The organism is Paenibacillus sp. EKM211P (genome assembly GCF_011066175.1).
Classification (GTDB): Bacteria; Bacillota; Bacilli; order Paenibacillales; family Paenibacillaceae; genus Paenibacillus; species Paenibacillus polymyxa.
Map to the genome: position 1 here is coordinate 132404 of NZ_JAAMNS010000002.1, position 25284 is coordinate 157687.

Here is a 25284-nt window from a genome sequence, read left to right on the forward strand (position 1 = left end):
TATTTATACCCATTTTTTCAAGTTGTTCATACTACCACAACCGACGTTTAAACTACAAGCTTGGAAAAATCAGCAAAACGCTTCAATTCTGAGTCAATAGCAGCCAGCAATGCCAAACGATTATTACGTACAGCATCATCCTCAGCCATAACCATAACGGAATCAAAGAACGCCGTCACCGCAGGAGTAATGGATGAAGCAAGCGTCAATGCTTGTGTCGCATCACCTTCCTGTAAAGCTGTACAATAAGACTCATAGGCGCCATACCATGCTTCATATAGGTTTTTCTCGCCCTGTTCCGTAAATTCACCCGTATTCACTGACTTATGAACTGCTTTAGCAGCCAAATTACCTACGCGATTAAAAGACTCGACTGTTGCCTTGAAGGCATCCCCTGTTTGTACAGCAGTCATTAACGCAGCTCCGCGGTTAACAACGGAAGCAACATCGTCATATCCAGCTGAAAGCACAGCATCCACAACGTCATAACGAAGTGTCTCGGACAATAGTTTCTTCACGCGTAATCCGAAAAACTCATGTAATTCTTTACGTATTTCATCTGCGGAACGTTTCATATTTCCAAAGTTGCTGTGCACATCAAGCGCGATATTGAACACATCAGACAACGTAGCCGAAAGCTTACGATCTAACAGGATCTGCACGATACCCGCTGCCTGGCGACGAAGCGCGTAAGGGTCCTGTGAACCTGTCGGAATAATGCCGATGGAGAAGCAGCCTGTAATGGTATCTATCTTGTCTGCGATACTTACAATCGCTCCAGCGTTCGTTGAAGGAACCGTTTCACCTGCGAATCGCGGCTGGTAATGCTCAAACACCGCTCTTGCCACTTCTTCCTTCTCTCCAGCCTTACGAGCATAATCTTCGCCCATAACCCCTTGCAGTTCCGGAAATTCATAGACCATTTGTGTTACAAGGTCAAATTTACAAATATCTGCTGCTCGGCTAACCGATTCCTGTGTATCTTGGGAAACACGTAGCTTCTCTGCCAGAGCATCGGCAATGCGGCGAATCCGGCGCACTTTGTCTCCAACCGTTCCCAGCTCTTCGTGGAAAACGATGCTTTCCAGCTTGGAGAGTGCATCCTTAATTTCCAGCTTCTGATCTTCTTCATAGAAGAATTTGGCATCAGACAGCCGCGCACGCAATACTTTTTCGTTTCCTTTTGCAATGACTTCCAGCGATTGACTGCCACCATTACGTACCGTAACAAAGTATGGCAGCAGCTTTCCTGTGCGATCCAGCACTGGGAAATAGCGTTGATGTTCACGCATGGAAGTAATCAATACATCCTTCGGAATGTTCAGGAACGCAGGGTCAAAGCCTCCGAACAGCACTGTTGGAGTTTCCACCAGATACAGCACTTCTTCCAGCAAATCGTCCTTGACCGCAATCGTCCAGTCTTTTTCGGCTGCAAGTGCTTCAATCTGCTTCACAATAAGCGACTGACGTTCCTCAATGTCCACAATGACATGCTGCTTGCGAAGTACTTCGACATAGTCCGCCGGGCTTTCTACAACGGCCTCCTGTCCAAGGAAACGATGTCCTCTTGTCACATTCCCTGACTGTACGCCAGCAATCTCCAAATTAACAATATCGTTGCCAAACAAGGCTACCAACCAGCGGATTGGACGAACAAATTTAAAGTCATAACTCGCCCAGCGCATAAATTTAGGGAATGTCATGGCATGTAAAATGTGTAGTAAACCTTCGGACAGCACATCTGCCGTTGGTACACCTATGCTGCTCTTGGTCGCGTAAATATATTCCACGCCTCCAAGTTCTTTGAACGTAAACTGTTCAGGATCAACACCTTGGCTACGAGCAAAGCCTAGAGCAGCCTTACTCCAGTTACCGGCTTCATCAAGTGCGATTTTGCGGGAAGGTCCTTTAACTTCTTCGTTAATATCTTCTTGCTTCTCTGCCACTTCCTTAACAAGTACTGCCAAACGACGAGGTGTAGCATAAGCCTCTACAGCACTGTAAGCAATACGCGAGCTGTCGAGCCACGCTGTCATACGTTCCTTCAACTGCTGAATCGCATTCGGGATAAACCGTGCAGGCACTTCTTCCAGCCCGATTTCAAACAATAAATCCTTAGACATTTGCCGCACCTCCTTTCTTCAACAGCGGGAAGCCCAGCTTCTCGCGCTCCTCTAGATAGGTCGCAGCGACCTGGCGCGCCAAATTGCGTACTCGTATAATAAAGCCAGTCCGTTCCGTTACACTGATTGCTCCGCGAGCGTCCAGCAAGTTGAACGTGTGAGAACATTTCAGCACATAATCATAGGCTGGGAATACAAGATGCTGCGCCATCGCTTTATTCGCCTCTTCTTCATACATATTAAAAAGAGTAAATAGCATTTTGACATCAGATACTTCAAACGTATACTTGGAATGTTCGAATTCTGGTTGATGGAAAACATCACCGTACGAGATTCCATTGACCCATTCCAAATCGAACACATTTTCCTTGTCCTGGATGTAGGAAGCAAGACGCTCCATACCGTAGGTAATTTCAACCGCAACCGGACTGGCATCAATACCACCCACTTGCTGGAAGTAGGTGAATTGGGTAATTTCCATACCGTCCAGCCATACTTCCCAACCTAACCCCCAGGCTCCCAGCGTCGGTGCTTCCCAGTTGTCTTCCACGAAACGAATATCATGCTCCAGTGGGTTAATCCCCAAACGGTTCAAACTCTCCAAATACAATTCCTGAATATTATCAGGTGAAGGCTTCAAAACCACTTGAAACTGATGATGCTGATACAGGCGGTTCGGGTTCTCACCATAACGTCCGTCAGACGGACGGCGAGAAGGCTCAACGTAAGCTACGTTCCACGGCTCAGGTCCAATTGAACGTAAATACGTCATCGGGTTCATCGTACCTGCCCCTTTTTCCGTATCATAAGGCTGTACAATAATACAGTTGTGTTCAGACCAAAATTGTTGCAGCGTTAAAATCATCTGCTGAAAATTCATGGGCACACGCTTCCTTTCCAATTCCCTAAAATGTTGGTGATTTCTAAACATTAAGCTCATATGTACAGGGCTAATTTATCCCATAAGCCTTGCTAGAGACAGCAAAAAGCCCCCGCCTCTACGCCTGTACAGACGTAGGGACGAGAGCTGACTCCCGCGGTTCCACCCTACTTGATTGCGATCCTACATCACCAGTCAGATCGTAATCCTCTTTTCCGTGTCCATTCAGACGCTCCAGAGTGCCATGTTCACGAACAATTCCCACTGGGCTTACACCGTCCCCAACTCGCTAACTACAGAGAATACGTCTCGTTACTTTCTCGTTCAATGCATCTGCTCCCAAAGGAGATATATAGTAGGATATTACACGTTTTCAGGGATACAGTCAAGAGAACACCGTATTTCACATATCGTACTTATCAAGCTGATCCAGGAAATTACGGGATTTCAGCTTAACCTCCAACTGCATATCCATGAACTGACGCATGACATGTTTGATCTCCAGCTTGGTGGAGTCCTTCACGTCGATATTGCCGAGTCGATTTAGATCCATTTGGGCGAACAAGCGCAGCAGCTTCAACGTACGTGGAGCAACACTCAACGCAGCTGGATCAAAATGCTTGTAGCCCCGACACAAAACCCCACCTAACCTCGGACTGATAAACATATCCTCATCAGCACATTGTTGACCGCTTGAAATACAAGCATCAAGCTGAGGTGCATATCCGGCCGCCTGCAATATTTTAAATTCATAAATACTCATGACGATCAGCGGATCTTTGCCACTCTCCAATGCCTCCAAACAGGCTTTGAGCTGCTTAAACCAAAATGCACCTGTTTCCTCATCCTGTAATACCCGATCAAGCAGTTCACAAGCATAGGAAGCGTAAGCAGCCTTTGTAATATCCTCGCGCAGTGTATGGTGGGATTGGATAATTTCACCGGCATTCAGTGTGCCTAAGCCTGTGTTACGAAAAAAAACAAATTCACCGTACGTAAACGGCTGCGTTAAAGCAGCATGACGGCTTTTGGATTTTTTCGCGCCTCTGACCAGCACACCTACTTTGCCTCCGCTTTCGGTGCAAAGCGTAATAATTTTGTTCCCCTCACCGTAATCCATGCTGCGGATGACGATTCCTTCCATCCTGTAAAGCATGCTTCTTCCCCCAAACATTCGCGAAGAAGCCAGTGGTTCGCTCTATTCACGGGCTTCTTCATGCTCGTCCGACTCTCCTTCATCCGTGTCTTGCTCCCTTGTCACGGCGCTCTCCCTGTATAACAGATACGCACCGACATCTCCAGTCATCGCAAAATACTTCCACGAAAAATCTCGCATTCGTATTCATCCTTTCTTCGGAAATGACGTCTGCATCTCAAAAATAGGATGATGCGAAGAGGGAAGAAGTATGCGATGAAACTAATGGATTACGTTGAAAAAGGCTACTGTGTACGGTCTGGTCACCGCTTCGCGAATGATTTGATCTTACGATCGCTGACGCTTCTTCGGATTCAAATTCTTCGCTCCGCTACAACGTGCATACAGTTACAATAGCTCTTTTAAAAAGCACTCCTTATTTCATCGCTGGAAGAAAGGGTAAGAGCAAGAAGTTAAGCGCCGCTTATGCGCGGCGCTTGGGATGATTAGAAGACTGATACTTATCTCCGTCGTAGAGATCGGTACGGCTTTTTTATGATACTTACAACAACTATACATATTATTTAACATCAATTTTAGCCTCAATAAACCTTTGACGACCAAAGTGATGGTAGAATCGATATCTGCTTTTAAGCGTCGCGATGGAAGCCCAGGTCACGAAGGACACGTTCCTGGTTGCGCCAGTCTTTTTTGACTTTAACCCAAAGTTCCAAGAAAATTTTGGAGCCTAGCAAATTTTGGATATCCTGGCGAGCTTGTTTGCCCACCTCTTTGAGCATGGCTCCCTGTTTGCCGATAATGATCCCCTTCTGGGAATCACGCTCTACAAAAATAACCGCCATAATATGCACTACACCATTATCCTGTACTTTCATGTCTTCAATCATAACCGCAATAGAATGGGGTACTTCCTCACGTGTCATGTGCAAAATCTTTTCCCGAACCAGCTCGGCAATGACAAACTGCTCTGGATGGTCGGTAATTTGGTCATCAGGATAATATTGCGGACCTTCTGGCAAGTATTTTTGAATCTGGTCCAACAGAGTGTTTACATTATTGCCCATTTTGGCCGAGATCGGCACAATTTCCGCAAAGTCATACAACTTGCGATACTGCTCAATCAGGGGCAACAATGCCTCCGGCTCAATGCGGTCAATTTTATTCAACACCAATATAACTGGTGTTTTGACTTGTTTAAGCTGTTCCGCAATAAAACGGTCGCCTCCGCCCAAACCTTCAGCAGCGTCAATAAGAAAAAGTACCGCTTCTACCTCACCCAATGTATTAAAAGCGGTCTGATTCATATAATCGCCCAGTTTTGACTGGCGCTTGTGAATCCCCGGTGTATCCAAAAATACAATTTGTGTGTCCTCTGTGGTGTATACACCGTGAATTTTATTCCGTGTCGTTTGGGGTTTGTCTGACATGATGGCAATCTTCTGCCCAATGACATGGTTCATCAATGTTGATTTTCCGACATTGGGTCTGCCAACAATTGCGACAAAGCCGGATTTAAACTGTTTCTTAGCCATTTTTTTTATTTCCTCCAGCGCGATTAAGCACCTAATTTTTATTTTTGTTTTTTTCATTAAAGCAGCTGACTCATTAACGTCAACAAAGGTCTATAAAATACAAATATGCCAATAATTACAGCAAAAACCGCTGCCAGGAGCACGGCTCCGGCGGCGGTGTCTTTAGCCGCTTTGGCCAGCGGATGAATATCAGGTGAGATTAGATCCACCGCTGCTTCAACAGCGGTGTTGATCAGTTCGGCTACCATGACTATGGCAATGGCCATGCACACGAATAACCAGTCGAGCCGGGAGATGCGCAGAGTTAACCCTGCCACAATGACAAGGAGCGCCACGACCGCATGTATCCGCATATTTACTTGCGTACGCAGAGCGTATACCACGCCTTCTGCGGCATAGCGAAAGGTCATTCTCCAAGGCTGACGTCTCATTACCGTGTCAACCCCACTTGAGCCAGCACAGCTTCCTGCTTACCCATCATTTCCGCTTCACTTGCATCGTCTTGATGATCATAGCCTAACAGATGCAGAAAACCGTGAACAAACAAAAAACCGATTTCACGCTCAATCGAATGTCCATATTCTTCGCTTTGAGCTTGGGCTGTCTGTACAGAAATAATAATATCTCCTAGAACATCCGGTACATCGTTTAAAGGATTTTCTTCCGTCGGTTCGTAAATTATTTCAAGCTCTTCATCTAGTGTTTCCTTCATAGCAAAAGACAACACATCAGTAGGACGATCAATTCCGCGATAATCCCTGTTCAACTCATGTATTTGATCATCATTCACGAAAGTAAGGGCAACCTCACCGTCCATAACCCCTTCCGCTTTGCCAGCCTCCTCTAATAAGGTGTTCAGCAGCGTGATCAACGATTCGTTAATTACCATATCGTTTTGTTCATTATTCCAAGCTAATTGAAGGCCCATGCCAACCGCTCCTTTTAATTCTAATCCTTTAGCTGTGCTTCATGCACAAGTAATATTAAGCTTTTCCACTTTCGGGCTTAGGTCTTTCCTCTGGATATTCAATACGGGAATGAAAAATTCCCATTACTGTTTCCTTGAGCGTTTGGGCCACGATATCAAGCTCCCTCATGGTCAGTTCACAGTCGTTAAACTGGTGATCATCAAGACGGCTCTTAATAATTTTTTCAATCATGGATTCTACCTGCTCCACCGTAGGTTTTCGCAAGGATCGAACGGCTGCTTCCACGCTATCAGCAATTCCTACTACAGCAGCCTCTTTCGACTGAGCCTTCGGTCCCGGATAACGGAAATCATCCTCTGTGAAGTCAGGCTCCACCCCCCGTTCTTCCGCCTCACGCAATGCCTTGTGGTAAAAATAGTGCAGAAATGTCGTTCCGTGGTGTTGTTCGGCTATATCACGAATCGGCTTGGGTAGCTTGTAATCCAATTGCATTTCCACACCATCACGGGCATGGGCTATAATGATGGATTTACTAAGCTTGGGCTCTATTGTATCATGCGGATTTTCCATCCCATTTTGATTTTCAATGAAGTACGAAGGCCTTTTGGTTTTACCAATGTCATGATAATACGAACCAACCCGGCACAACAACCCATTTGCTCCTATAGCCTCCGCTGCGGCCTCCGACAGATTACCTACCATTACACTATGATGATATGTTCCGGGAGTCTCGGTAAGTAGCTTGCGGAGCAATGGATGATTAGGATTTGACAATTCGACAAGCTTCAGTGCCGACAAGATGCCAAAGGTGGATTCAAAAAATGGCATTAGCCCTATAACAAGGATCGCTGTAACCAGACCACCTGCAAAAGCAAAGGCTACCCCATAGAGTGTCGTTGTTTGAGTCCAGTTCCCTTGGTCAATCAGCGCCAAAGAAAAAACAGCCAGAGCCCCGAACAGGCATACCATAATAGATCCCTTGAACAGCGTTGAACGCTGGCTGGCCCGGTGGGTAGAAAAAATCGACGCCAGACAGACCACAAGGGCAAAAAAACCAAAATTAAAATCAAAAATTTGTCCCTGACGAACATTCAAAATAACACTTGCCAATATACTGAATATAACGGCACATACGAATGCCAGCGACATATCAAGCAACAACGTTACAAGCATAGCTCCAAGTGCGATAGGTGCCAGATAGCCGAGGTAGGATCGTTCACTAGTCTGCAGTATAGAAATTAACAGCATAGCTCCCACTGTAATCACAAAGATTAACACCAGCATGAGCAACTGTGCATTATTATACTTGAAGTTTCGTGTTCGTGATTGAAATTGACGAATATACATAAACAGACCCAATGCCAGCATCATAGACAGCAACAGCAGGCCAAATTGTGGCCAATAGTTGATTTTATCCTTGAGCAGCTCATTCTCATCAAGCAGTGTATAGATTTCCTGGGTAATAATCTCACCCTTTTTAACAAGTACTTCACCCTGTTTAATGTAAACTGTCGGTGTATCTTCACGAGCCTGTACTTTAGCGTCCTTCGTAGCTGTATCATCATAAAACTTGTTGGCTGTAATCACAAGCCTTGCAAGTTCCTGAACAACCTCCCGGGAGGTACGTTTAGTAAGAGAGCTTGTACTCACCCGTTCAGCTACCTTGGCTCGAGCCGTCTGGGCATCCGTAATTTGATCATTCATCAATCCTGTTACAATCTCACGGGCTACGGGCCGCATTTCGGCAATATCCTCAGATGTAAGTCGCGGAATTTTGATGTATGTCTCCTCTGGGATTCGGTACGTTTGCTCTTTCGTTTTTTCCAGCACCTCATCCAGCAATTTATCTGGGTAGGCATCCGCATTACGGCTGTTGTTCACAAAATTTTGCACGAATTCCCGTGCACGTTGAGGAATCTCATCCTTATAAATCGAAATCTTGTCTGCTCTGGAAACCTGATCATCCTGATTGAGCCGTTCAATTCGATCCAAAATACCGGTAATCAGGTTATCGTTGCGGATCGGTACAATGGTATACATGGGCTGCACGCGCTCAGCAGATTCCTCTTGGGCCTTCAAAGTCGCCTTACTGTTAGGAAGCTGCATTGGAGCGACAATTTCCTTTTCACTCGGTTGATTCACCCGGATGTCATAGCGTTCGGGAAGCAGCTTGGACGCAAAACCCACATAAAAAAGAACCACCAAAAATAAAAACAGAAGATAGCGTGTCGCCACGCTATACTTCCATCCATTCATTCTATGCTGGAACGTTTTTCCTTTAGATAATTCCTTCGAGGTCATCTAAAACAATCCCTCTCCATCATCTTTTTCAAGGCAGCTATGCTGCTCATTTTGTTCGTTTTCTGATCATACCCACTATACTCGTGCTCAAGGGCTTATGCTTGATTTTCAGCAACACGGTCATAAGCGACGATGATTTTTTGAACCAGGGAATGACGGACAACATCCTCTTCCGCAAACTGGACAAAGCCTATTTCCTCAATCCCTTTTAAAATCGCATTTGCTTCAATTAGACCGGATTTTTTGCCACGAGGTAAATCAATTTGTGTAACATCGCCGGTAATAACCATTTTGGAACCGAAGCCAAGTCGAGTCAAAAACATTTTCATTTGTTCTGGTGTGGTATTTTGGGCTTCATCCAAAATAATAAATGAGTCATCCAGCGTACGACCCCGCATATAAGCCAGTGGCGCAATTTCTATCAACCCGCGCTCCAACGCTTTTGCCGTCTGCTCAGGACCCATCACATCGTATAGGGCATCATACAACGGGCGTAAATACGGATCAACCTTTTCCTGTAAATCCCCGGGCAAAAAGCCCAAGTTCTCACCAGCTTCTACCGCAGGACGAGTCAGTACAATACGCTTGACTGAACCTTCCTTTAGAGCAGCTACGGCCAGCACTACAGCCAGATAGGTTTTACCAGTACCCGCTGGGCCAATCCCAAATACAATATCGCGTTTTTTAATCGTGGTTACATAGTGCTTCTGTCCAATCGTTTTGACACGAATCGGTTTGCCCCGAAACGTTGTCGTAATTTCTCCCTTGAACAAATCAAGCAACTGATCGGCGCGCAGATCTTTTGCCAGCTCAATCGCATAATGGACATCCCTTTCGGTCAGTATATACCCATTACGAATTAACTGGAGCAAAACATCGAACAATTGTTCGAGCACTTCCACTTCGTGAGCATCTCCAAAAACATTAATTTCCGCCTCACGAGATGCTATTTTTGCAGGAATAGCTGCTTCGATCAATTTTAAAAAGGAATCCTGCGGGCCGAATAACGCCTGACCTTCTCCCGCACTGTTCAATGCAATTTGTATGCTGCGTTGTTGTTCTGCCAAATAGCCTCATTCTCCTTGGTTATGAACTAACGGAAGTTCTTCCGCAATATCCTGTTCCACTTCAAAAAGTACTTTCATATAAACTTTACCATTCTCTCTCTTCTCATGCAAAATTTTTTGGCTCATTATTTTCGTTCCTTTGCCGTATTTAGCTAAAATATCCGCGCGTGCGCCTTCTATTCCTGACATTTTGGCTTCTGTTTCCGTTAACTTCTGCTCTTGTATCTTGGTCTCCCTCACACTTTCATTCATCCAACCCATCGGAAGTTTGTAAGAACGCCATGTTAGCGGATCATGTTCAACGGTTGTTTTATGTGTAGAATAAGGTATTTTCCCATATCCCCACAATTGTATCGCACGGTTGCCTAGCACCAGATACAAGCGATCGTGGCTATTCCCCGTATATGTGCTGCTGCGTCGTACCATGGGACTACTAATTTCATATTCATGCCACACAAGCCCCTTAATCTCTCCTTTGGCTACGACCTGTTGCTGATTCTCCTCATCTCCAAGCGTTCCTGAAATGAGAATAGCTCCTTTTTTGACCCGTGTATTTTTATGCACAACAGGACGTCCCTGCTCGGCAAAAATTTCAGTGACTACCGCGTCCGCCTTACTGATGAGATGACGTGGACTGTAGAGCGGCGGGGGAGTAGGCTGTGAAGCTTCAACGACCTGAATTGTCACCAAGGTTCCCTGCCTTTCCACACCGATCCAGGATGCCTCTGGAAGCTTCTGCATGAGTGCGCGCGAAAGCTTGTCCTGGCTGGAAAGGCGAAAACTCCATTGAAACGGATAAAGCCCCTCCTGTCGGGCTGCTTTGAGAACAGCTTCCGTTGGGAGCTTGTCATTCCCCTTCACTTCAATGTCCCAGATGAGCGATGACATCAGCAGGAGTCCTATCCAGAACAAGGCCAGTCCTGCGAGAAAAAATTTACGTTTGGCGAGTCGTACAACAGTAAAGGGAAGTCCTTGACGTTTGAGAACATGCATTTTGCAGCCTGTCCTTCTCAAAAGCGGACGCAACAGGAAGACGTGCGGCAGCAGAAGGTTCATTTCTGCAAGTCTAGTACCCATCGGCCGCACGTTCCAAACAGGTATATGGTGATCAGTGAGTAAATTAATGAAAGCTTCCACACTTTCGCCCTCGACAGCTAGGGTAACCGTGCCACGCAGCTTTGCTAAAGCGGGATGTTTCACGAGCCTTCCTCCGTTCCTTCCAATTGAATATCCGTAATATGTCCCTCTACACTTACCTGGTCTGGCAGGATAGACGTAATGATTAGATCATGGCCTGACACTCTTAGCCTGCCTTGCGCAAGTGCAAGTACGAGCTGGTCTGGTGTAAAATCCACCACACCCCGGTGATTTTCTACATAAAGCTGGCGGCTGCCGATGAGGGTTAACCGCGGCAGATCAAATAGAATATCCTGCGGAAGCTCCAACGTCTCGCTGGCCCACTTTCGCAGTTTGCGGCTCATCCGGCTCATACGGCGAAATCTCCTTTCCTGTCATCAGAACAACTGTTATCCAACGGCTAATAGTTGTGTTGATGGCAGCTATGCTGCTTTTTTATAATCTTCTGTTATTACCATTAGCACTCCATCGTTGTTACGACAGCAGCTATGCTGCTTTTTTAATCGCTTGTTATGACTATTCGGTTTATCCTATGTCTCGATCATCACTGGACACTGTTACACCAGCGTCACAGATATCTGTACTGTACATTTTATGATCCAGTCATCGCATTTATGAGGCTAAACTTACAATTCGTAGCAACTGCAATATTAAAGAGGAAAAAGACCATGCTTTATAAAAATTCACATAAAAAAAGACAACCTCGTTTTCATATCAAAACAAGGCTGTCTTTTTAGTTTCACAGTATGAAATGGTTAGTTTTCGGAATCCTGATTCAAAAGAGAGTTTTTTCGGGAGTATAAAAAGTAAATAACCATACCAATAACAAGCCAAATGATAAAACGAATAAACGTTTGACCATTCAGATTAAGAATAAGAACCCCACATGAAATGATAGCCAGAATAGGAATAAATGGAACCCCAGGACATCGGAAGGCTCTTGGCAAATCAGGTTGTGTTTTTCTCATCACTATGACAGCGACTGAAATCAGAATAAATGCTGATAAGGTTCCAATGTTCACCAAGCTTGCTAACTCATCCAGCGGGATCAACCCACCCATTAATGCAGATAAAGTACCAAAAAACAACGTGTTAATATAGGGTGTTTTATATTTGGAATGAACCTTTGACAATACTTTAGGTACTAAGCCATCACGTGACATCGCAAACATAATACGGGTTTGACCATATAACATTACCAGCATGACCGTTGTCATCCCCAAGATGGCTCCGATATCCACAATACCCGCCACCCAATTCTGACCGGCAACCTGCAAAACTAATGACACCGGATGGGAGATACCTTCAAATTGCATAAACGGCACAATACCTGTCATAATCGCGCTAACGATCACATACAAAAGCGTACAAATAGCAAGCGAGAAAATAATGCCACGTGGTAAATCACGAGCTGGATTTTTGGTTTCTTCAGCAGCTGATGAAACAGCATCAAAGCCAATGAAAGCAAAAAACACAAGGGCTGCGGCTCCAAACACCCCACTGAACCCAAACGGCATAAATGGTGTCCAGTTGTCTGGCTTCACATATTTAGCAGCAACAATAATAAACAATAAAACGACAACAATTTTTACAATAACCATGATGTTGTTAATTCGTTTGGATTCTTTTATTCCAAAATAAAGCAAGAATGTGATAGCCATCAAAATTAAAAAAGCTGGAAGGTTAAAATAAGTAGTTCGGTCTTTTAAAGCTCCTGGCGCAGCAGTGAATTCAACCGGGATATGAAGACCAATTCCTTTCAAAAAGGATACAAAATAACCCGACCAACCTGCTGAAACAGCGCTGGCAGCCAACATATATTCCAAAATTAAATCCCATCCGATAATAAAAGCCAATAGCTCTCCCATCGTAGCATATGTAAAAGTGTAAACAGAACCGGATACTGGAACGGTGGAAGCAAACTCAGCATAAGCCAATGCTGCGAACAAACAAGCGAGCCCCGCAATCACAAAAGACATTACCAAACCCGGACCAGCCGTAACTGCTCCCGTACCTGTCAAAACAAAAATTCCCGTTCCGATAATGGCTCCAATCCCAAGCATTGTTAAATCAAACGCACCCAATTCCCTTTTAAGTGCTTTTTCCCCACGTGTAGCAGCGATCAGTTGATCAATGTTCTTCTTTCTGAACAAGCTATTCCCCATCCATCCCATCCTCCTAAACATAAATTTTTACTTTTTGTATAACCCTGTGACATCACCTCGATATAAATCAAATTTTAGCTAAATATGGGGTAAATTTTCATAAGTTCTATCGTTGAGAACATTATATATAAAAAAGAAAAAATGAAAACGACTTTTGGAAGGCTTCGTTCATATTGTTACATTTGATCATTTTTCACATAAGTATTTTCACAAATGAGATTCTAAATTAGACAAAATGCCGTCTTTTTAGATGACAGTAAATGTCAGAAGAATGTAGCATATATGAGATCATCACATTCGTTGTTAGGTAATTTGAGCATTTGTCGTTAGGTCTTTTTTTATTCTAGCAAGTTTATGTATTGCTAAAAACATCGCAAAAAAAAGATCCGCCACAGCCAAAGCCGTGACGGATCACTATCATTTTAACGTCTTCCTCCACCCATGTAACGCTTGGAACGCGGAGGGCCTAATATCTCTGCCCAAATTACACCTCTGCGTAGGTCAGCTGCATTCACGGTACCCCGCTCTTGAGAAGTTTGCTCTAGCCCATCTGTAATTTCCTCCGAATCACTCGCATTGGATATACGATCGAGTCGGGCTAAAACCATCCTTCGCTCTTCTTCCATAATACGAATCCGATCCTCTAGAGTCGTACCGTTATCTAATGAATCTTGGTCCATCTGTTCTTCCTTTTTCAGCCCGTCCCCCACTTCTTCTATACGACGAGCTTCCATCACCGCCCGTCGCTCATTAGGAAATTGACGTTGCAGCTCTCCAGTAACATCTTGCTGACGTCGCTCTATCTCAGGTTCCGTTGTGAAAGGTCTGGACGACGTCGAGGACCCGCGCGAACCATGATCACCACCAAAGGTAGGCATACCTTGCCGCGGGGAAGATTTCCGATCTCCACCTTGAATGCTTTTCCCCAAAAAGGACACCAGTGCAAAGCCAATCACGATCAAGATATACAAATGGTCAAAGATCCAGCTGATAAAATTCATTACTCACCGCCTAACTGCTATAGTTCATCGGCCCGTCCATTAGTTAATCCCGGTTCTTGTTATCATTCCCCGAGTTCTCATTCGGTTTGCCTAAGGAACTACGCATTTGCGTATCTGCCTCAATATTTTTTAAATTCATATAGTCCATGACGCCAAGTTTACCACTACGCAGCGCTTCAGCCATTGCCAGAGGCACTTCGGATTCGGATTCCACCACGCGCGCTCTCATTTCTACAACACGTGCCTTCATTTCCTGTTCTTGCGCTACAGCCATCGCACGCCGTTCTTCGGCTTTTGCCTGCGCAATACGTTTGTCTGCTTCCGCCTGCTCTGTTTGCAGGAAGGCACCGATATTTTTACCTACATCAACATCTGCAATATCAATCGACAGAATCTCAAATGCTGTCCCTGCATCCAAACCTTTGGATAGTACGGTTCTCGAAATGGAATCTGGATTTTCCAGCACGTCTTTATGCGAGTTACTGGAACCAACCGTTGTTACGATACCTTCACCAACCCGAGCAATAATCGTTTCTTCTCCTGCACCACCGACGAGTCGATCAATGTTGGCACGCACCGTAACACGAGCTTTAACCTTCACTTCGATACCATCCTTGGCGACCGCAGCAACAATAGGCGTCTCAATAACACGCGGATTAACGCTCATTTGGACCGCTTGCAGAACATCCCGTCCCGCAAGATCAATCGCAGCCGCACGTTCAAATTCAAGCGGAATGTTAGCGCGCTGCGCGGCAATCAACGCATTGATCACTCGGTCTACATTCCCCCCTGCGAGAAAATGACTTTCCAGCTGATTGATATTCAAGCCCAGACCAGCTTTGGTAGCCTTAATGAGGGGATTGACAATTCGGCTTGGCGTGACGCGCCGCAACCGCATAGCTACTAGCGTAATGATACCGATCCGCACACCCGAAGCCAGCGCCGAAATCCACAGCATCACCGGGAAGAAACTAAAAAACACACTCAATACAATAATCACTACTACGGCAATCAGCAAAATACTGACAATACCCGATTCGAACACTCGCATCATCCTCCATTAATCTAATTCTTCGTTGTTAGCTCGCTAGACGCTCGCGTCTGCCTTGACTACAATTCGCCCGCCTTCTACTTTGGATACGATAATCGGCATATCCGGGGCGATAAACTCCCCATTCGTTACGACATCCACTCGCTCGTCAGCGATTAGCACCGTTCCAGCTGGACGTAATGGGGTCAGACTGACCCCCCTCTGACCTAGTAACGTTTCCCGATTCACAACCGAAGAAAACCCTTGGTCAGCCGTTAAACGTTCCTGAAGTATAAAACGGTTCCATATCCCTCGGTCCTTAAAGACAACCGCGATGATCGCCACCACGGCAACAGCCGCTGCAAAAGCAATCCCTAACGATATAAACGCATGCTGCATGTTGTATGCAGCACGGACTACACCCGCGACAAGGCTGATGGAACCCAAAATACCCAGAATGCCAAAGCTTGGAATAAACATTTCAAGTATAAGCAGTGCCAGACCGATAATGAACAACAGCCACGTCTCCGAACCTGCAAAGCCAGCGATATAATTACCAAAGAAATACAATCCAAATCCAAGTACACCTAAAATTCCCGGTACACCAAAGCCAGGTACAAGCAGTTCAATAACTACACCCGCGATACCAACAAATAAAAGCAATGTCTGCACGATCGGGTTGGTCAATATCTCGGCGGCTTTTTCAGCCCATGTGCGCTCCACATGGATTACATCATCTGTACTGTAGCCCATCCACTGGATAACTTCTTGTTCCGAAGACGCGATGTAATCCGCGTACCCCAATTTCAGCGCTTCCTCACTGGTTAAAGAAATGATCTGGCCATTTTCCTTATTAAAATTCATCTCCGGGATAGATACAGTCGATTTGGAGTCGACCATGCCTCTAGCAATATCGGGATTGCGCCCGCCAGCTTCTGCGGCAGATGCCATGCTGCTCTTCCACCAAGCTATCGTTTTTGGGTCTGTAATAGCATTCCCCCTGCCGTCTACTAACGCTGCTGCTCCGATAATACTCCCCGGTTTCATAGCAATCTTGTTAGCACTCAACGCAATATAGCTACCCGCTGAGGCCGCTTCGCCCTTTATATAGGCTACGGTCGGTATGGGACTGTCTTTAATCAGTTTGCCCAGCTTCTCCGCTGTATCTACCCGTCCGCCGGGAGTGTTAATATCCAGTAAAATCAGACCTGCTTTGGAATCAACCGCTTCTGCAAATCCACGCTCCATAAATTTGCCCAGACCCTGTTCAATTTCCTGATCAACTGGTATAACAAACACAGCTCCACCCTTTGTTTGAGCTGCCGCTGATCCAGAATAAACTAAGGGTAACAACAGAACGGATATCATAATCCACAACGTTAAAAAGACCAATTTGCGGCTGGAGTGGTGATGCTCTCTATGCATTTCTTTCCCCCCTTTCGATCTTTCCTTGTTACAGCATACCAAACTTTGTTAGACAAACTAAACAGTTTTCAGGATTTAATGTGAAATTATTGGGTATATTGCTAATCCTGACGCCTGTCAAATACTTTACGCCCCTAATGGACATCACGTTTCACACAATTACGGGAAGCGCTTTCATGAAGGCGTTTTCCACCATTCTCTTTTATGGCAGGCATCACACATATAGAAATAACACCCTCTGTGAACAGAGGGTGTTGTGTTTTCCTGTTTGTCGCAGGTTTATTGCAGAAATTGCTGAACCGCTTGGTTCACGAGCTTACCGTCAGCACGACCTTTTACCTTAGGCATCAAGGCCGTCATTACTTTCCCCATCTCGGCTTTCGAAGAAGCACCGGTTTCCTGGATGGTCTGCTGTACAATAACTTTAATTTCTTCTTCAGAAAGTTGTTCAGGAAGGTACTGAGCGATGATCTCTATTTCTGCTTTAGTGCTTGTCGCAAGTTCATCACGACCGGCTTTTTCAAACTCATGGAGGGCATCTTTTCGCTGTTTGATCTCACGACTCAGAATATCAAGCACTTCGTTGTCGTCCAAATTCCGTTTCAAATCTATTTCAAGATTTTTAATCGTAGAACGAACCATTCGAATGGTGGAGAGTTTGAACTTGTCCTTACTCTTCATTGCTTGCTTCATATCTTCGTTCAATCGTTCGCTCAAATTCATGATTACTTAGATCCTCCTAGAACTTTCTCTTACGAGCAGCCTCGGACTTTTTCTTGCGCTTTACGCTTGGCTTTTCATAATGCTTGCGTTTCTTCACCTCAGCCAATACGCCATCCTTAGCAATGGAGCGTTTAAAGCGACGAAGTGCAGCATCAATTGTCTCGTTTTTGCGAACTTTAGTTTCAGACACCAGTTTTCCCTCCCTCCGACCAGACCGTCCAAGAGCAATAACACGGTTCATCAAATTTTATTATAGGTGAAACGGAAACCAGGTGTCAACCTATAAGAAAAAATGAGTACATAGAAGGAACTTTTTTCCCGTCACTTCCGCATTACTGAAAAGACTAGCTCTGTCATTTTTAAGAATGTGAGTCCGAAATACCTGTCAAGGCACCTAATTTGGCGCCGCCCAGCAAGTGATAATGCAGATGTCCTACCGCTTGTCCACTATCCGGACCGCAGTTGTTAATCAACCGATAACCAGACTCAGCGATTCCCAACTTTTTCGCAACCTCAACCGCAACACGATGAATCTCCGCGATAAGAGGAAGATCCTCCTCCGTTACAGCATTCATTGAAGGAATGTATTTTTTTGGAATAATGAGCACGTGTACTGGCGCCGCAGGCTGGATGTCATGAAATGCGAGCACATTGTCGGTTTCCAACACCTTTTTGCTGGGAATGCTTCCATCCACAATTTTCAAAAACAGATCGTCCATTCAAAACCCTCCTTTGGCAGTGAGCCGATCATAAGCAATTAAACATCAGCAGTCCTTGCTCTCGGCATTCAAAGTTATGTATTTTCCACACCAAACAGAAACATAACCAATCATGATTGGTTATGCCTTTGTTTCTATATGTATCATAACGGAAAATGGGGCTTAATACCAGTTTCCCTTACTAACTTCCTCTACTATAGATTTAACTCCTTTATCAATTAGATCCGGCTGTGCACGCGAAATACTTATGCGCAAAAATTTTTCTTGTTCCCTGTAGCTTGATAAATAAAAGCCTTTTCCAGCTACAACTTGGATGCTTCTCGCGTTAAGACTGTGTACCAAACGTTCCAAATTCACCGTCCTCGGCAGCTTAAACTGCGTATAAACACCTGAGGTTGCAGCTGGAGTTTGAATGTACCCGGACTGATTGTATCGTTCCACCGCCTTGTTCAGAATACGAACGCGCTCCGAATACAGTTTGGATATCGTGTGTTTATGGCGTTCATACATTCCATTTTTAATATAGATATCAAGTGCTGCCTGAGACAAAATGGATGTGTCAACATATCTTTTATAGGTACTGAACGTCTTTAATAAGTTTTCTGGCAGTACCGCAACCCCTAATCGCAAGCCAGGGAAAATGATTTTTGAGAAGCTTTTCAAGTAAATAGTGTGCTCTGTCTGATCGTATGCATAAATAGGATCAACAAGATGATCAACTCCCAAATCAGCCATATAGTCATCTTCTACGATGTACACATCATATTTCGCAGCCAAGGCAGCTATCGTTTTTCGTTCCTCCGTGTTATATGAGATACCAAGAGGATTATGATGCCTTGACATGGTATAAAAAAATTTGATGTTACCCTGCTTAAATTGGTTCTCCAACTCATAAAAATCTAGACCTTCCGCTGTCCGTGCAATCGCATTGACGGGTATGCTCTCTTCCTCCAAAAAACGCAAATAAATATCGTAGCTGGGCTGCTCGACCAAAATCTTTTCTTTGCCATTGGGAAACGGCATTTTCGCGAGTATTTCTAATGCTTGTTGAACACCTGAAGTAACGATAATCCGATCTGTTTTTGCAAACACCTGAGTATCAGCCAAATGAGAGACGAGCGTATGTCGCAATGTTTCCAATCCTTGCGAATCCCCATATGTGAACAGATGATATTTGTAAGTGTCAATAGCCTGATTTAGACAATGTTGAAAATCTAGATATGGAAATACATTTAAATCCGGGGATGCTGAAGCAAAATCAACGTAGTCGGAAATATGGCTATGGTGTACGTCACTGGGGTTTTCCACTACATAGTATCCGCTTTGCGGTATGGAATAAATGGCATGCTTCCTTTCAAGTTCAGCATAGGCTCGCAGAATTGTGCTTTTGCTGCACTTGTATAGCTCCGAAGCATCACGGACCGATGGCAGCTTGTAACCAGATCTATATTGTCCCTCGCGAATTTTAAGCTCTATATCTAATAAAACCGAAACATATTTTTTCACGATATCCTCCTGCCTGTTCAGTACATCCTCTTTATATGCTTATTCCTTCTTATGTTTCTGTACACGCTTGATGTTAACATGGTTTTTAGATAAACAGGATACCTCTTTTCACTAAACTGTACCCATACAGTCTCCATTCATAAATAATTGTAACCTCGATAAAGGCTGTAAGCGTTATAGCTCATTAACATATTGAGACGGTAGATGTGAAAAAGAGGCTGTTTCTTCATGCTGGAAGAAACAGCCTTACTTAGTGATGATGTATGGATACGCCTATATAGCCACTTATACTGTACAAGGGCTTTAGGCGGGAGAGAGTAGAACGATGGTCAGGCAACGAAGAAGATCGGATTAGTAGTAAGGCAGTAAACTAATCGCTGTCAACGCAGCAAGTGGCAGAATCAAGCGATTAAAGCGGCGACGTCCGTATGGGAATCCATACGCATAGGCGGGTACTGGGACCGGGTAAGGGTACGGATAAGGGTACGGAGGATAAGATGCATAGCCGCCATAAGCACGGGAGCCGCATCCACAATTGTTGGGCGGATAGGGGAGATTAACATTCTCCATTTCTTCTCCACCCATAGGAACGGCTAAGTATATCTTTTCATCATCCACATGCTCTACTATTCCGTCATACATTGTCCCATCCTTTACCCATACGCATACATAACGATGCATATGCTGTTGACATAGTGTTTTAGCATCCATCTGTTGCGATGCTGTAACATTTTCGGTTATCATGCTTTTTTCCATGGTTGTTTCCTCCTAGACTCTTGCATGTATACCGTATGTTATTCAAAAACGGGCTTTGTGCTACATCAAATTGGGCGAATTCCGGCTACAAAAAAAAAAGAAGCACCCCGGGAGCTCTTGGCAGAGCCCCTCTGAACGGACGTATGACGGGAAGACTTCTTCCGCAGCATACGTCCGCCGGGGTGCTGTATGATTAACTTGTCGGCTTAGCTGTATTATAACAACAGTTTGAAACTGTATCTGTGATCCGTATCACATTGTTTCAAAATGTTTCCATAACTACACGAGAGCCTCCACCAGCCTGCTCTGCGGGAAGAACAACCAGCTTGCGTGGGAGCCGGGCCCGCAATTCAGGCACATGGCTAATCACACCAACAGATAATTGATCGTGATGCAGCTTTTCTAGCGAGGTAATCACTGTGTCAAGCAGTTCGGGGTCCAACGTTCCAAATCCTTCATCCAGAAAGAAAAATTGTAGAGGGTATTGGCCCCGCAATTGAATTTGAGCCGACAGCGCAAGCGCAAGCGACAAAGAGGTCAGGAACGTTTCGCCGCCGGACAAGGTCGATACCGGACGTTTGACCCCACCGTTGGCATCATCACTAATGACAAAACCACCGCTGGAATCTACTTCTAGCGCATAACGCTGCTTAGTCAGAAAACGCAGGCGGCGTGAAGCGGATTGGCTGACCTGCATGAGCTGCTCTTCGGCAATATATTCAACGAAGGCATTGCCTCGAAAAACAGACTGGAGCTTGGACATTTTTTCCGCCTCGCTACGCAGATGTAAACGATTGGACTCCAGCTCCATCCAGCGGACGTGCCGACGCTGCAAGTCCTCTAAATCACGTTCAGCCTTGGCGCGATTCTGAAGCGCCTCTTCGTCGCGTGCACGGCAATCACGCAGCCTCGCAGTGGTCGTTTCCCACTGTTCCTCTGTTACTGTTGCTCCATTCAACTGCTCTTCGACATGTTTTAAGCGGGAAGACAGCTCCTTCTCCCGTTCTCGGTGCAAATTCACTTCACGCTCATAGCGTGTGGCTTCTTCCGGTCCCAAGCAGCATTCCAAGACCTCTGCTTCCGTAGCAAAAGAGGAAGCTTCCAGACGGATGCCCCAACGGGATGCTGCCGTCTGCCGTCTTTCTTCTGCCGAGTCGGAGGCCTGCCGCGCTATCAGTGAAGCATGAACAGCCTGCTGCTTGCGTTCTTCCGCTTCGGTACGGCGGCGGGCAGCGGCTTCGGCTCCGTTTTTCAGTCCCAACAAGCGTGAGGTCGCTTCTTCCAGCAATGAGGCTGCTTGGCCTTCTCCAACCCACTTTCGGAGCTGTTCTTGCTTTTCACGCAGCAAATCATCTTTACTTTGCAGCCCTGTACGACGGGCAATAATGATTTTGTCCTCCTCGATGATGCTTTGCTGTATCTGCTGTACACGCGCTGCCTTTTCTTCGAGGAAAGTCACGCTCGTCTCCAGTCGAGATCGCAGCTCCTCCGCACGCCGGTCGCGCTCCTGCATGGCGCGATAACGCTCCGCAGCTTGGTCGGGGCCGACATCCGGCAGCTGCGCTGCCCATTCGGCGCGCAGCCCCTCGCTGCGCGTGGTACATGCCTCACGCTTGCTCCGCGCCTGCGCCAGGGCTGCAACCGCCGCTTCCTGCTCGGCGGCTGCACGGATACGCCGCTGCTGTCCGGCGGCGTCCGCCTCACTCAGTGCCTGTGCCTCGGCAGGCAGCGTATGCGCACGCGCTGCCAGCTCAGCCGCTGTACGCTCCAGCGCTGCACAGCGCTCCGCCCATACGGCGACACCACGAGGCACAGCAGCCGCAGGCGTAAAAGGCTCGCCCGTGGCGGCAGCGCCGCTGTCTGCGGCGGGCTGCGCCAACAGGCTGCGCTGCTCGTGCAACTGCTGGCGCAGTGTGAGACGCAGCTCCTGCAAGCCGAGCCGCAGGCGGTGCAGCTCATCCGGCGCAGCGGAATCCGCGCCATGGGCCGCAACAGCGGCAGGCGCGGGATGATGCAGAGAGCCACACACTGCGCATGGCTCTCCTTCGCGCAGCTCGGTAGCGAGATGTTGCGCGAGACGCGCTAGCTCCTCGGCACGGAGCTCGTGACGCAGTTGCTCCTCCTCGGCAGCCAGTGCCGACACGTCGGCTGTAATTTCCGCCTCTAGCGCCAGCAATGCCTCGATGCCTTCAGCCGCCTGTGCAGCAAGGACAGAACGTCGTGTCTCGGTCTCCTGTGTCTCCTGCTCCATTAGCTTTAGACGTTCGTCTGCTAGTGCAAGCCGTTTCTCCTGAGCTAAATACTCCTGTTCAGCTTCACTCCATTGCTCATGCGCTGTCTCCAGCTGTTGTAGCCGCTGCACAGCCTCTTGCAGCATACGCCGCTCATCTGCCCGCACTTCATTTTGCTTCAACTCCTGCTGAAGCTCCTGCTGCCGCTTTAAACCTCGTGTCTGTAACTCTTGTTCCTTTGCGAGACCTGCAGCATGCTCCGCAAGGGTTTGTTCGCTATGCACCAATTCGGCTGCCAAACGTTCTCTTTCGGTCCGCAGCACCTCCGTATCACGTTCCAGTTGAAGCGCCTGCTCCAGTTGGTCGATCCGAAGCAATAGCTTTGGTTCTTCGGCACTGAGTGCTTGCCGCGCCTGCTCATCTGCTTGCACAGATACAAGCGCCGCCTCCGCTGCGGAGGTAGCCAGGACTGCCATTTGTTCAGCATTCTTTTGCCGTTTTTCTGCTTCGGCAACGGCTTCCTTCCAATCTGTCAGTGCAGGCAGCAACGCCTCCGCTGCAGATGCTTGTCGCAGCTTGCGCTCCAGCAAAGCAATGCCTGGTTCCTGTCTTGCCATATCCTCCAGCTCACTCACTCTTTGGCTAAGCTCGATGACCAGTTCCCGTGTTTTGTTCAGCGCCTCCGCTTCCCGTGAAACACGCTCTAGTTCGCGGCGTGAAGCCTCTGCATGGTCAATCGCTTCTTGGAGGCGCAGCTTTACAAGCTCAAGCGCTTCAGCACTCGCATCCCCCAGCCCTTGCTGCTCCGCTTCCAACGACTTCAAGGCGATGTCGTTATCCTTCACACGACGGCTCAGCTTCTGAGCAAGTTGATCTCCGTACTTCTCCAGATGGAACAAACGCTGAAGCATCTGTCTACGTTCACTGCCCTTTAAGGATAAAAATTCCGCAAACTTCCCCTGCGGCAATACGACAGCGCGCGTAAAATCGTCCATTTTCAGGCCGATGTACTCCTCCACACAGCGTGTCACATCCTGTACTTTGTCAGCAAGTACTTCCTCGCCGTCTTCTGTATATGCAATAAAACGGCTAAGCGTATTATTAACCGATACGCCTCCTGCACGTTTGAAACGTCGTTCTACACGGTAACGGCGAGGTCCTTGAGCTGACATTAATTCAAATGTAAATGCTACAGACAGCGTATCCTCGGCATGATTCATGATGCCTTGTGTACCATTCACCGCCCGCTCTACTTTACCGTACATGGCCAACGTAATGGCATCCAGCAATGTTGATTTACCACTACCCGTTGGACCAAAAATTCCGAACAGCCCCGTTTCGGTCAAATCGTCAAAGCGAATTTCCTGCGACTCCCGGTAGCTTTGCAATCCCGCCAGTTTCAGAAGGATCGGCTTCATACCTCATCCTCCTCAGCGTGGTCTCTTGTATCATCCTGTTCTACCAATTCTAGAAACAACTGTACTAATCCTTCATCCGGCTGTGCTCCGCCCGTATGTCGTTGGTAAAACGCCCGGAACAGCTCATGAACCGGCAGTTCTGAACGTTGCTGTTCCAACTGTGCCGCAGCCATTTCTGGGTACACGGGGCGAATATGAATGATGCCTTCACGGCTTTTGCGCAACCGTTGAATATCTCCCATTGACATCGCTTCATCCAGCGTAATTTCCAGGTCAATAAAGGCATCAGCATCCAGTCCTTCATCCAGCCAGCGATATACTTCCTCCAGACCTCCCCGTGCTCGCCACCTCACTAATGGGCGTCCACTGGTAATATACAGTTCCTCAACCTGTGCTGGCTTGCCGGCAATCACGTCAATTAACGTAACTGATTTGGCTTGTCCAGCTTCGGAAAAGCTATAAGCCAGCGGAGAACCACTATAACGCATCAGTCCATCGCCCTTCACATATTGGGGACGATGCAAATGCCCCAGAGCCGTATACTGCGCTCCAATGCTCAAAGCAGACGGATCTACGGTATAGGCTCCCCCGACCTGAATCGGACGTTCCGAATCCGACTCCAGCCCGCCAAGCACATATATATGGCTCATCGACAAATTAACAGTATCGGGCCGAAACGCTGTACCCAGCTGTGACATCAGCATCCCTACACGACGGCTATATGCCTCGCGTAATATGGTTTCATCCCCGTCTTCAGACAATAGCTCATTCAGACGAGACTCAGACGGATATGGCAAGGCCGCAATACATGCCATTTCGCCCGTTCGCGGTGTATGGACACGCACTGCTTCCCCATGAGGCAGTCCCAGCAATGTAATTCCACGCCCGCTCACCAGCGGGGTGACCGAGGATACTCTTTCCGGCTGATCATGATTGCCGGCAATGACGACTAGCGGTCTTCCTCCAGCCGTAAGACGAGCAGATGCTTCATAAAACAATTGCTCTGCGGCGGCCGAAGGATTGACTGAGTCGTACACATCCCCAGCCATCATAATCAAATCAGCCTGCTGGTCGTCAGCCATTTTCACCAATTCTTCCAAAAACGCCTCCTGCTCCTTCAGACGGCTTCGACCTTCCAACGTGCGACCCAAATGCCAATCCCCTGTATGCAAAATCCGCATGCTA

23 protein-coding genes are annotated in these 25284 nt (G+C 46.7%); all 23 read right to left on the bottom strand.

Annotation, left to right across the window (positions count from 1 at the left end; translation table 11 throughout):
- Positions 1-47: 47 nt before the first annotated feature.
- Entirely contained in the window at positions 48-2123 is a 2076-nt protein-coding gene (glyS, locus tag G9G57_RS03635; protein WP_016821581.1) for a glycine--tRNA ligase subunit beta, read from the bottom strand.
- Positions 2116-3003: a glycine--tRNA ligase subunit alpha gene (glyQ, locus tag G9G57_RS03640; RefSeq protein ID WP_016821582.1), complete on the bottom strand. Its 888-nt coding sequence runs from the start codon at positions 3001-3003 to the stop codon at positions 2116-2118. Before glyQ ends, glyS begins: the two co-directional genes overlap by 8 nt.
- Positions 3004-3121: 118 nt before the next feature.
- A complete protein-coding gene (locus tag G9G57_RS03645; protein ID WP_155399770.1) occupies positions 3122-3268 on the bottom strand; it encodes a hypothetical protein in 147 nt (48 codons plus the stop codon).
- 138 nt (positions 3269-3406) lie between these two features.
- A complete protein-coding gene (gene recO / locus G9G57_RS03650) occupies positions 3407-4159 on the bottom strand; it encodes a DNA repair protein RecO (RefSeq protein WP_016821583.1) in 753 nt (250 codons plus the stop codon).
- A 42-nt stretch (positions 4160-4201) separates the two neighbouring features.
- Positions 4202-4339: a YqzL family protein gene (locus tag G9G57_RS03655; RefSeq protein ID WP_013372137.1), complete on the bottom strand. Its 138-nt coding sequence runs from the start codon at positions 4337-4339 to the stop codon at positions 4202-4204.
- Positions 4340-4788: 449 nt separating this feature from the next.
- Positions 4789-5691 (bottom strand): GTPase Era, encoded by a 903-nt coding sequence (gene era / locus G9G57_RS03660; protein ID WP_016821584.1) that lies wholly within the window; start codon positions 5689-5691, stop codon positions 4789-4791.
- 56 nt (positions 5692-5747) lie between these two features.
- Positions 5748-6122: a diacylglycerol kinase family protein gene (locus tag G9G57_RS03665; RefSeq protein ID WP_016821585.1), complete on the bottom strand. Its 375-nt coding sequence runs from the start codon at positions 6120-6122 to the stop codon at positions 5748-5750.
- Entirely contained in the window at positions 6122-6619 is a 498-nt protein-coding gene (ybeY, locus tag G9G57_RS03670) for an rRNA maturation RNase YbeY (protein ID WP_016821586.1), read from the bottom strand. The genes G9G57_RS03665 and ybeY overlap by 1 nt, the downstream gene beginning before the upstream one ends.
- Positions 6620-6674: 55 nt before the next feature.
- A complete protein-coding gene (locus tag G9G57_RS03675; protein ID WP_016821587.1) occupies positions 6675-8921 on the bottom strand; it encodes an HD family phosphohydrolase in 2247 nt (748 codons plus the stop codon).
- A 95-nt stretch (positions 8922-9016) separates the two neighbouring features.
- Complete coding sequence (locus G9G57_RS03680) at positions 9017-9988, bottom strand: PhoH family protein (protein ID WP_016821588.1); 972 nt, start codon at positions 9986-9988, stop codon at positions 9017-9019.
- A gap of 6 nt (positions 9989-9994) precedes the next feature.
- A complete protein-coding gene (gene yqfD, locus G9G57_RS03685; RefSeq protein WP_016821589.1) occupies positions 9995-11188 on the bottom strand; it encodes a sporulation protein YqfD in 1194 nt (397 codons plus the stop codon).
- The gene (gene yqfC / locus G9G57_RS03690) at positions 11185-11478 is read right to left on the bottom strand and encodes a sporulation protein YqfC (protein WP_016821590.1); all 294 of its coding nucleotides are present in this window, start codon (positions 11476-11478) and stop codon (positions 11185-11187) included. The genes yqfD and yqfC overlap by 4 nt, the downstream gene beginning before the upstream one ends.
- A 402-nt stretch (positions 11479-11880) precedes the next feature.
- Positions 11881-13290, bottom strand: coding sequence for an amino acid permease (locus G9G57_RS03695; protein ID WP_164964485.1), 1410 nt, complete (start codon positions 13288-13290; stop codon positions 11881-11883).
- 422 nt (positions 13291-13712) lie between these two features.
- A complete protein-coding gene (locus G9G57_RS03700) occupies positions 13713-14291 on the bottom strand; it encodes a hypothetical protein (protein WP_019688053.1) in 579 nt (192 codons plus the stop codon).
- 43 nt (positions 14292-14334) lie between these two features.
- Positions 14335-15336 (bottom strand): flotillin-like protein FloA, encoded by a 1002-nt coding sequence (floA, locus tag G9G57_RS03705; protein ID WP_016821594.1) that lies wholly within the window; start codon positions 15334-15336, stop codon positions 14335-14337.
- Positions 15337-15378: 42 nt separating this feature from the next.
- Positions 15379-16746, bottom strand: coding sequence for an NfeD family protein (locus G9G57_RS03710; RefSeq protein WP_164964486.1), 1368 nt, complete (start codon positions 16744-16746; stop codon positions 15379-15381).
- Positions 16747-17025: 279 nt separating this feature from the next.
- The gene (locus G9G57_RS03715; RefSeq protein WP_013372151.1) at positions 17026-17469 is read right to left on the bottom strand and encodes a GatB/YqeY domain-containing protein; all 444 of its coding nucleotides are present in this window, start codon (positions 17467-17469) and stop codon (positions 17026-17028) included.
- A gap of 16 nt (positions 17470-17485) precedes the next feature.
- On the bottom strand, positions 17486-17659 hold the full coding sequence (rpsU, locus tag G9G57_RS03720) for a 30S ribosomal protein S21 (protein WP_005547957.1): 174 nt from the start codon (positions 17657-17659) through the stop codon (positions 17486-17488).
- A gap of 169 nt (positions 17660-17828) precedes the next feature.
- On the bottom strand, positions 17829-18188 hold the full coding sequence (locus tag G9G57_RS03725) for a histidine triad nucleotide-binding protein (protein ID WP_013372152.1): 360 nt from the start codon (positions 18186-18188) through the stop codon (positions 17829-17831).
- Positions 18189-18350: 162 nt separating this feature from the next.
- Entirely contained in the window at positions 18351-19694 is a 1344-nt protein-coding gene (locus G9G57_RS03730) for an aminotransferase-like domain-containing protein (protein WP_016821596.1), read from the bottom strand.
- 351 nt (positions 19695-20045) lie between these two features.
- Positions 20046-20450, bottom strand: coding sequence for a hypothetical protein (locus tag G9G57_RS03735; protein ID WP_017428162.1), 405 nt, complete (start codon positions 20448-20450; stop codon positions 20046-20048).
- 262 nt (positions 20451-20712) lie between these two features.
- Positions 20713-24099 carry an AAA family ATPase gene (locus tag G9G57_RS03740; RefSeq protein WP_164964487.1) on the bottom strand — a complete coding sequence of 1129 codons (3387 nt, stop codon included), beginning with the start codon at positions 24097-24099 and terminating at the stop codon, positions 20713-20715.
- On the bottom strand, positions 24096-25280 hold the full coding sequence (locus G9G57_RS03745; RefSeq protein ID WP_164964488.1) for an exonuclease SbcCD subunit D: 1185 nt from the start codon (positions 25278-25280) through the stop codon (positions 24096-24098). The genes G9G57_RS03740 and G9G57_RS03745 overlap by 4 nt, the downstream gene beginning before the upstream one ends.
- Positions 25281-25284: the final 4 nt, after the last annotated feature.

Excerpts from the sequence above, each read along its gene's own strand:
- G9G57_RS03715 (WP_013372151.1), bottom strand. The coding sequence starts at position 17,469 with ATGAATTTGAGCGAACGATTGAACGAAGATATGAAGCAAGCAATGAAG.
- G9G57_RS03745 (WP_164964488.1), bottom strand. The coding sequence starts at position 25,280 with ATGCGGATTTTGCATACAGGGGATTGGCATTTGGGTCGCACGTTGGAA.
- G9G57_RS03725 (WP_013372152.1), bottom strand. The coding sequence starts at position 18,188 with ATGGACGATCTGTTTTTGAAAATTGTGGATGGAAGCATTCCCAGCAAA.
- glyQ (WP_016821582.1), bottom strand. The coding sequence starts at position 3,003 with ATGAATTTTCAGCAGATGATTTTAACGCTGCAACAATTTTGGTCTGAA.
- G9G57_RS03740 (WP_164964487.1), bottom strand. The coding sequence starts at position 24,099 with ATGAAGCCGATCCTTCTGAAACTGGCGGGATTGCAAAGCTACCGGGAG.
- G9G57_RS03665 (WP_016821585.1), bottom strand. The coding sequence starts at position 6,122 with ATGAGACGTCAGCCTTGGAGAATGACCTTTCGCTATGCCGCAGAAGGC.
- G9G57_RS03735 (WP_017428162.1), bottom strand. The coding sequence starts at position 20,450 with ATGGAAAAAAGCATGATAACCGAAAATGTTACAGCATCGCAACAGATG.
- G9G57_RS03655 (WP_013372137.1), bottom strand. The coding sequence starts at position 4,339 with ATGCGAGATTTTTCGTGGAAGTATTTTGCGATGACTGGAGATGTCGGT.
- ybeY (WP_016821586.1), bottom strand. The coding sequence starts at position 6,619 with ATGGGCCTTCAATTAGCTTGGAATAATGAACAAAACGATATGGTAATT.
- G9G57_RS03710 (WP_164964486.1), bottom strand. The coding sequence starts at position 16,746 with ATGCATAGAGAGCATCACCACTCCAGCCGCAAATTGGTCTTTTTAACG.
- G9G57_RS03700 (WP_019688053.1), bottom strand. The coding sequence starts at position 14,291 with ATGAATTTTATCAGCTGGATCTTTGACCATTTGTATATCTTGATCGTG.
- glyS (WP_016821581.1), bottom strand. The coding sequence starts at position 2,123 with ATGTCTAAGGATTTATTGTTTGAAATCGGGCTGGAAGAAGTGCCTGCA.
- G9G57_RS03675 (WP_016821587.1), bottom strand. The coding sequence starts at position 8,921 with ATGACCTCGAAGGAATTATCTAAAGGAAAAACGTTCCAGCATAGAATG.
- era (WP_016821584.1), bottom strand. The coding sequence starts at position 5,691 with ATGGCTAAGAAACAGTTTAAATCCGGCTTTGTCGCAATTGTTGGCAGA.
- G9G57_RS03695 (WP_164964485.1), bottom strand. The coding sequence starts at position 13,290 with ATGGGGAATAGCTTGTTCAGAAAGAAGAACATTGATCAACTGATCGCT.
- yqfC (WP_016821590.1), bottom strand. The coding sequence starts at position 11,478 with ATGAGCCGGATGAGCCGCAAACTGCGAAAGTGGGCCAGCGAGACGTTG.
- recO (WP_016821583.1), bottom strand. The coding sequence starts at position 4,159 with ATGCTTTACAGGATGGAAGGAATCGTCATCCGCAGCATGGATTACGGT.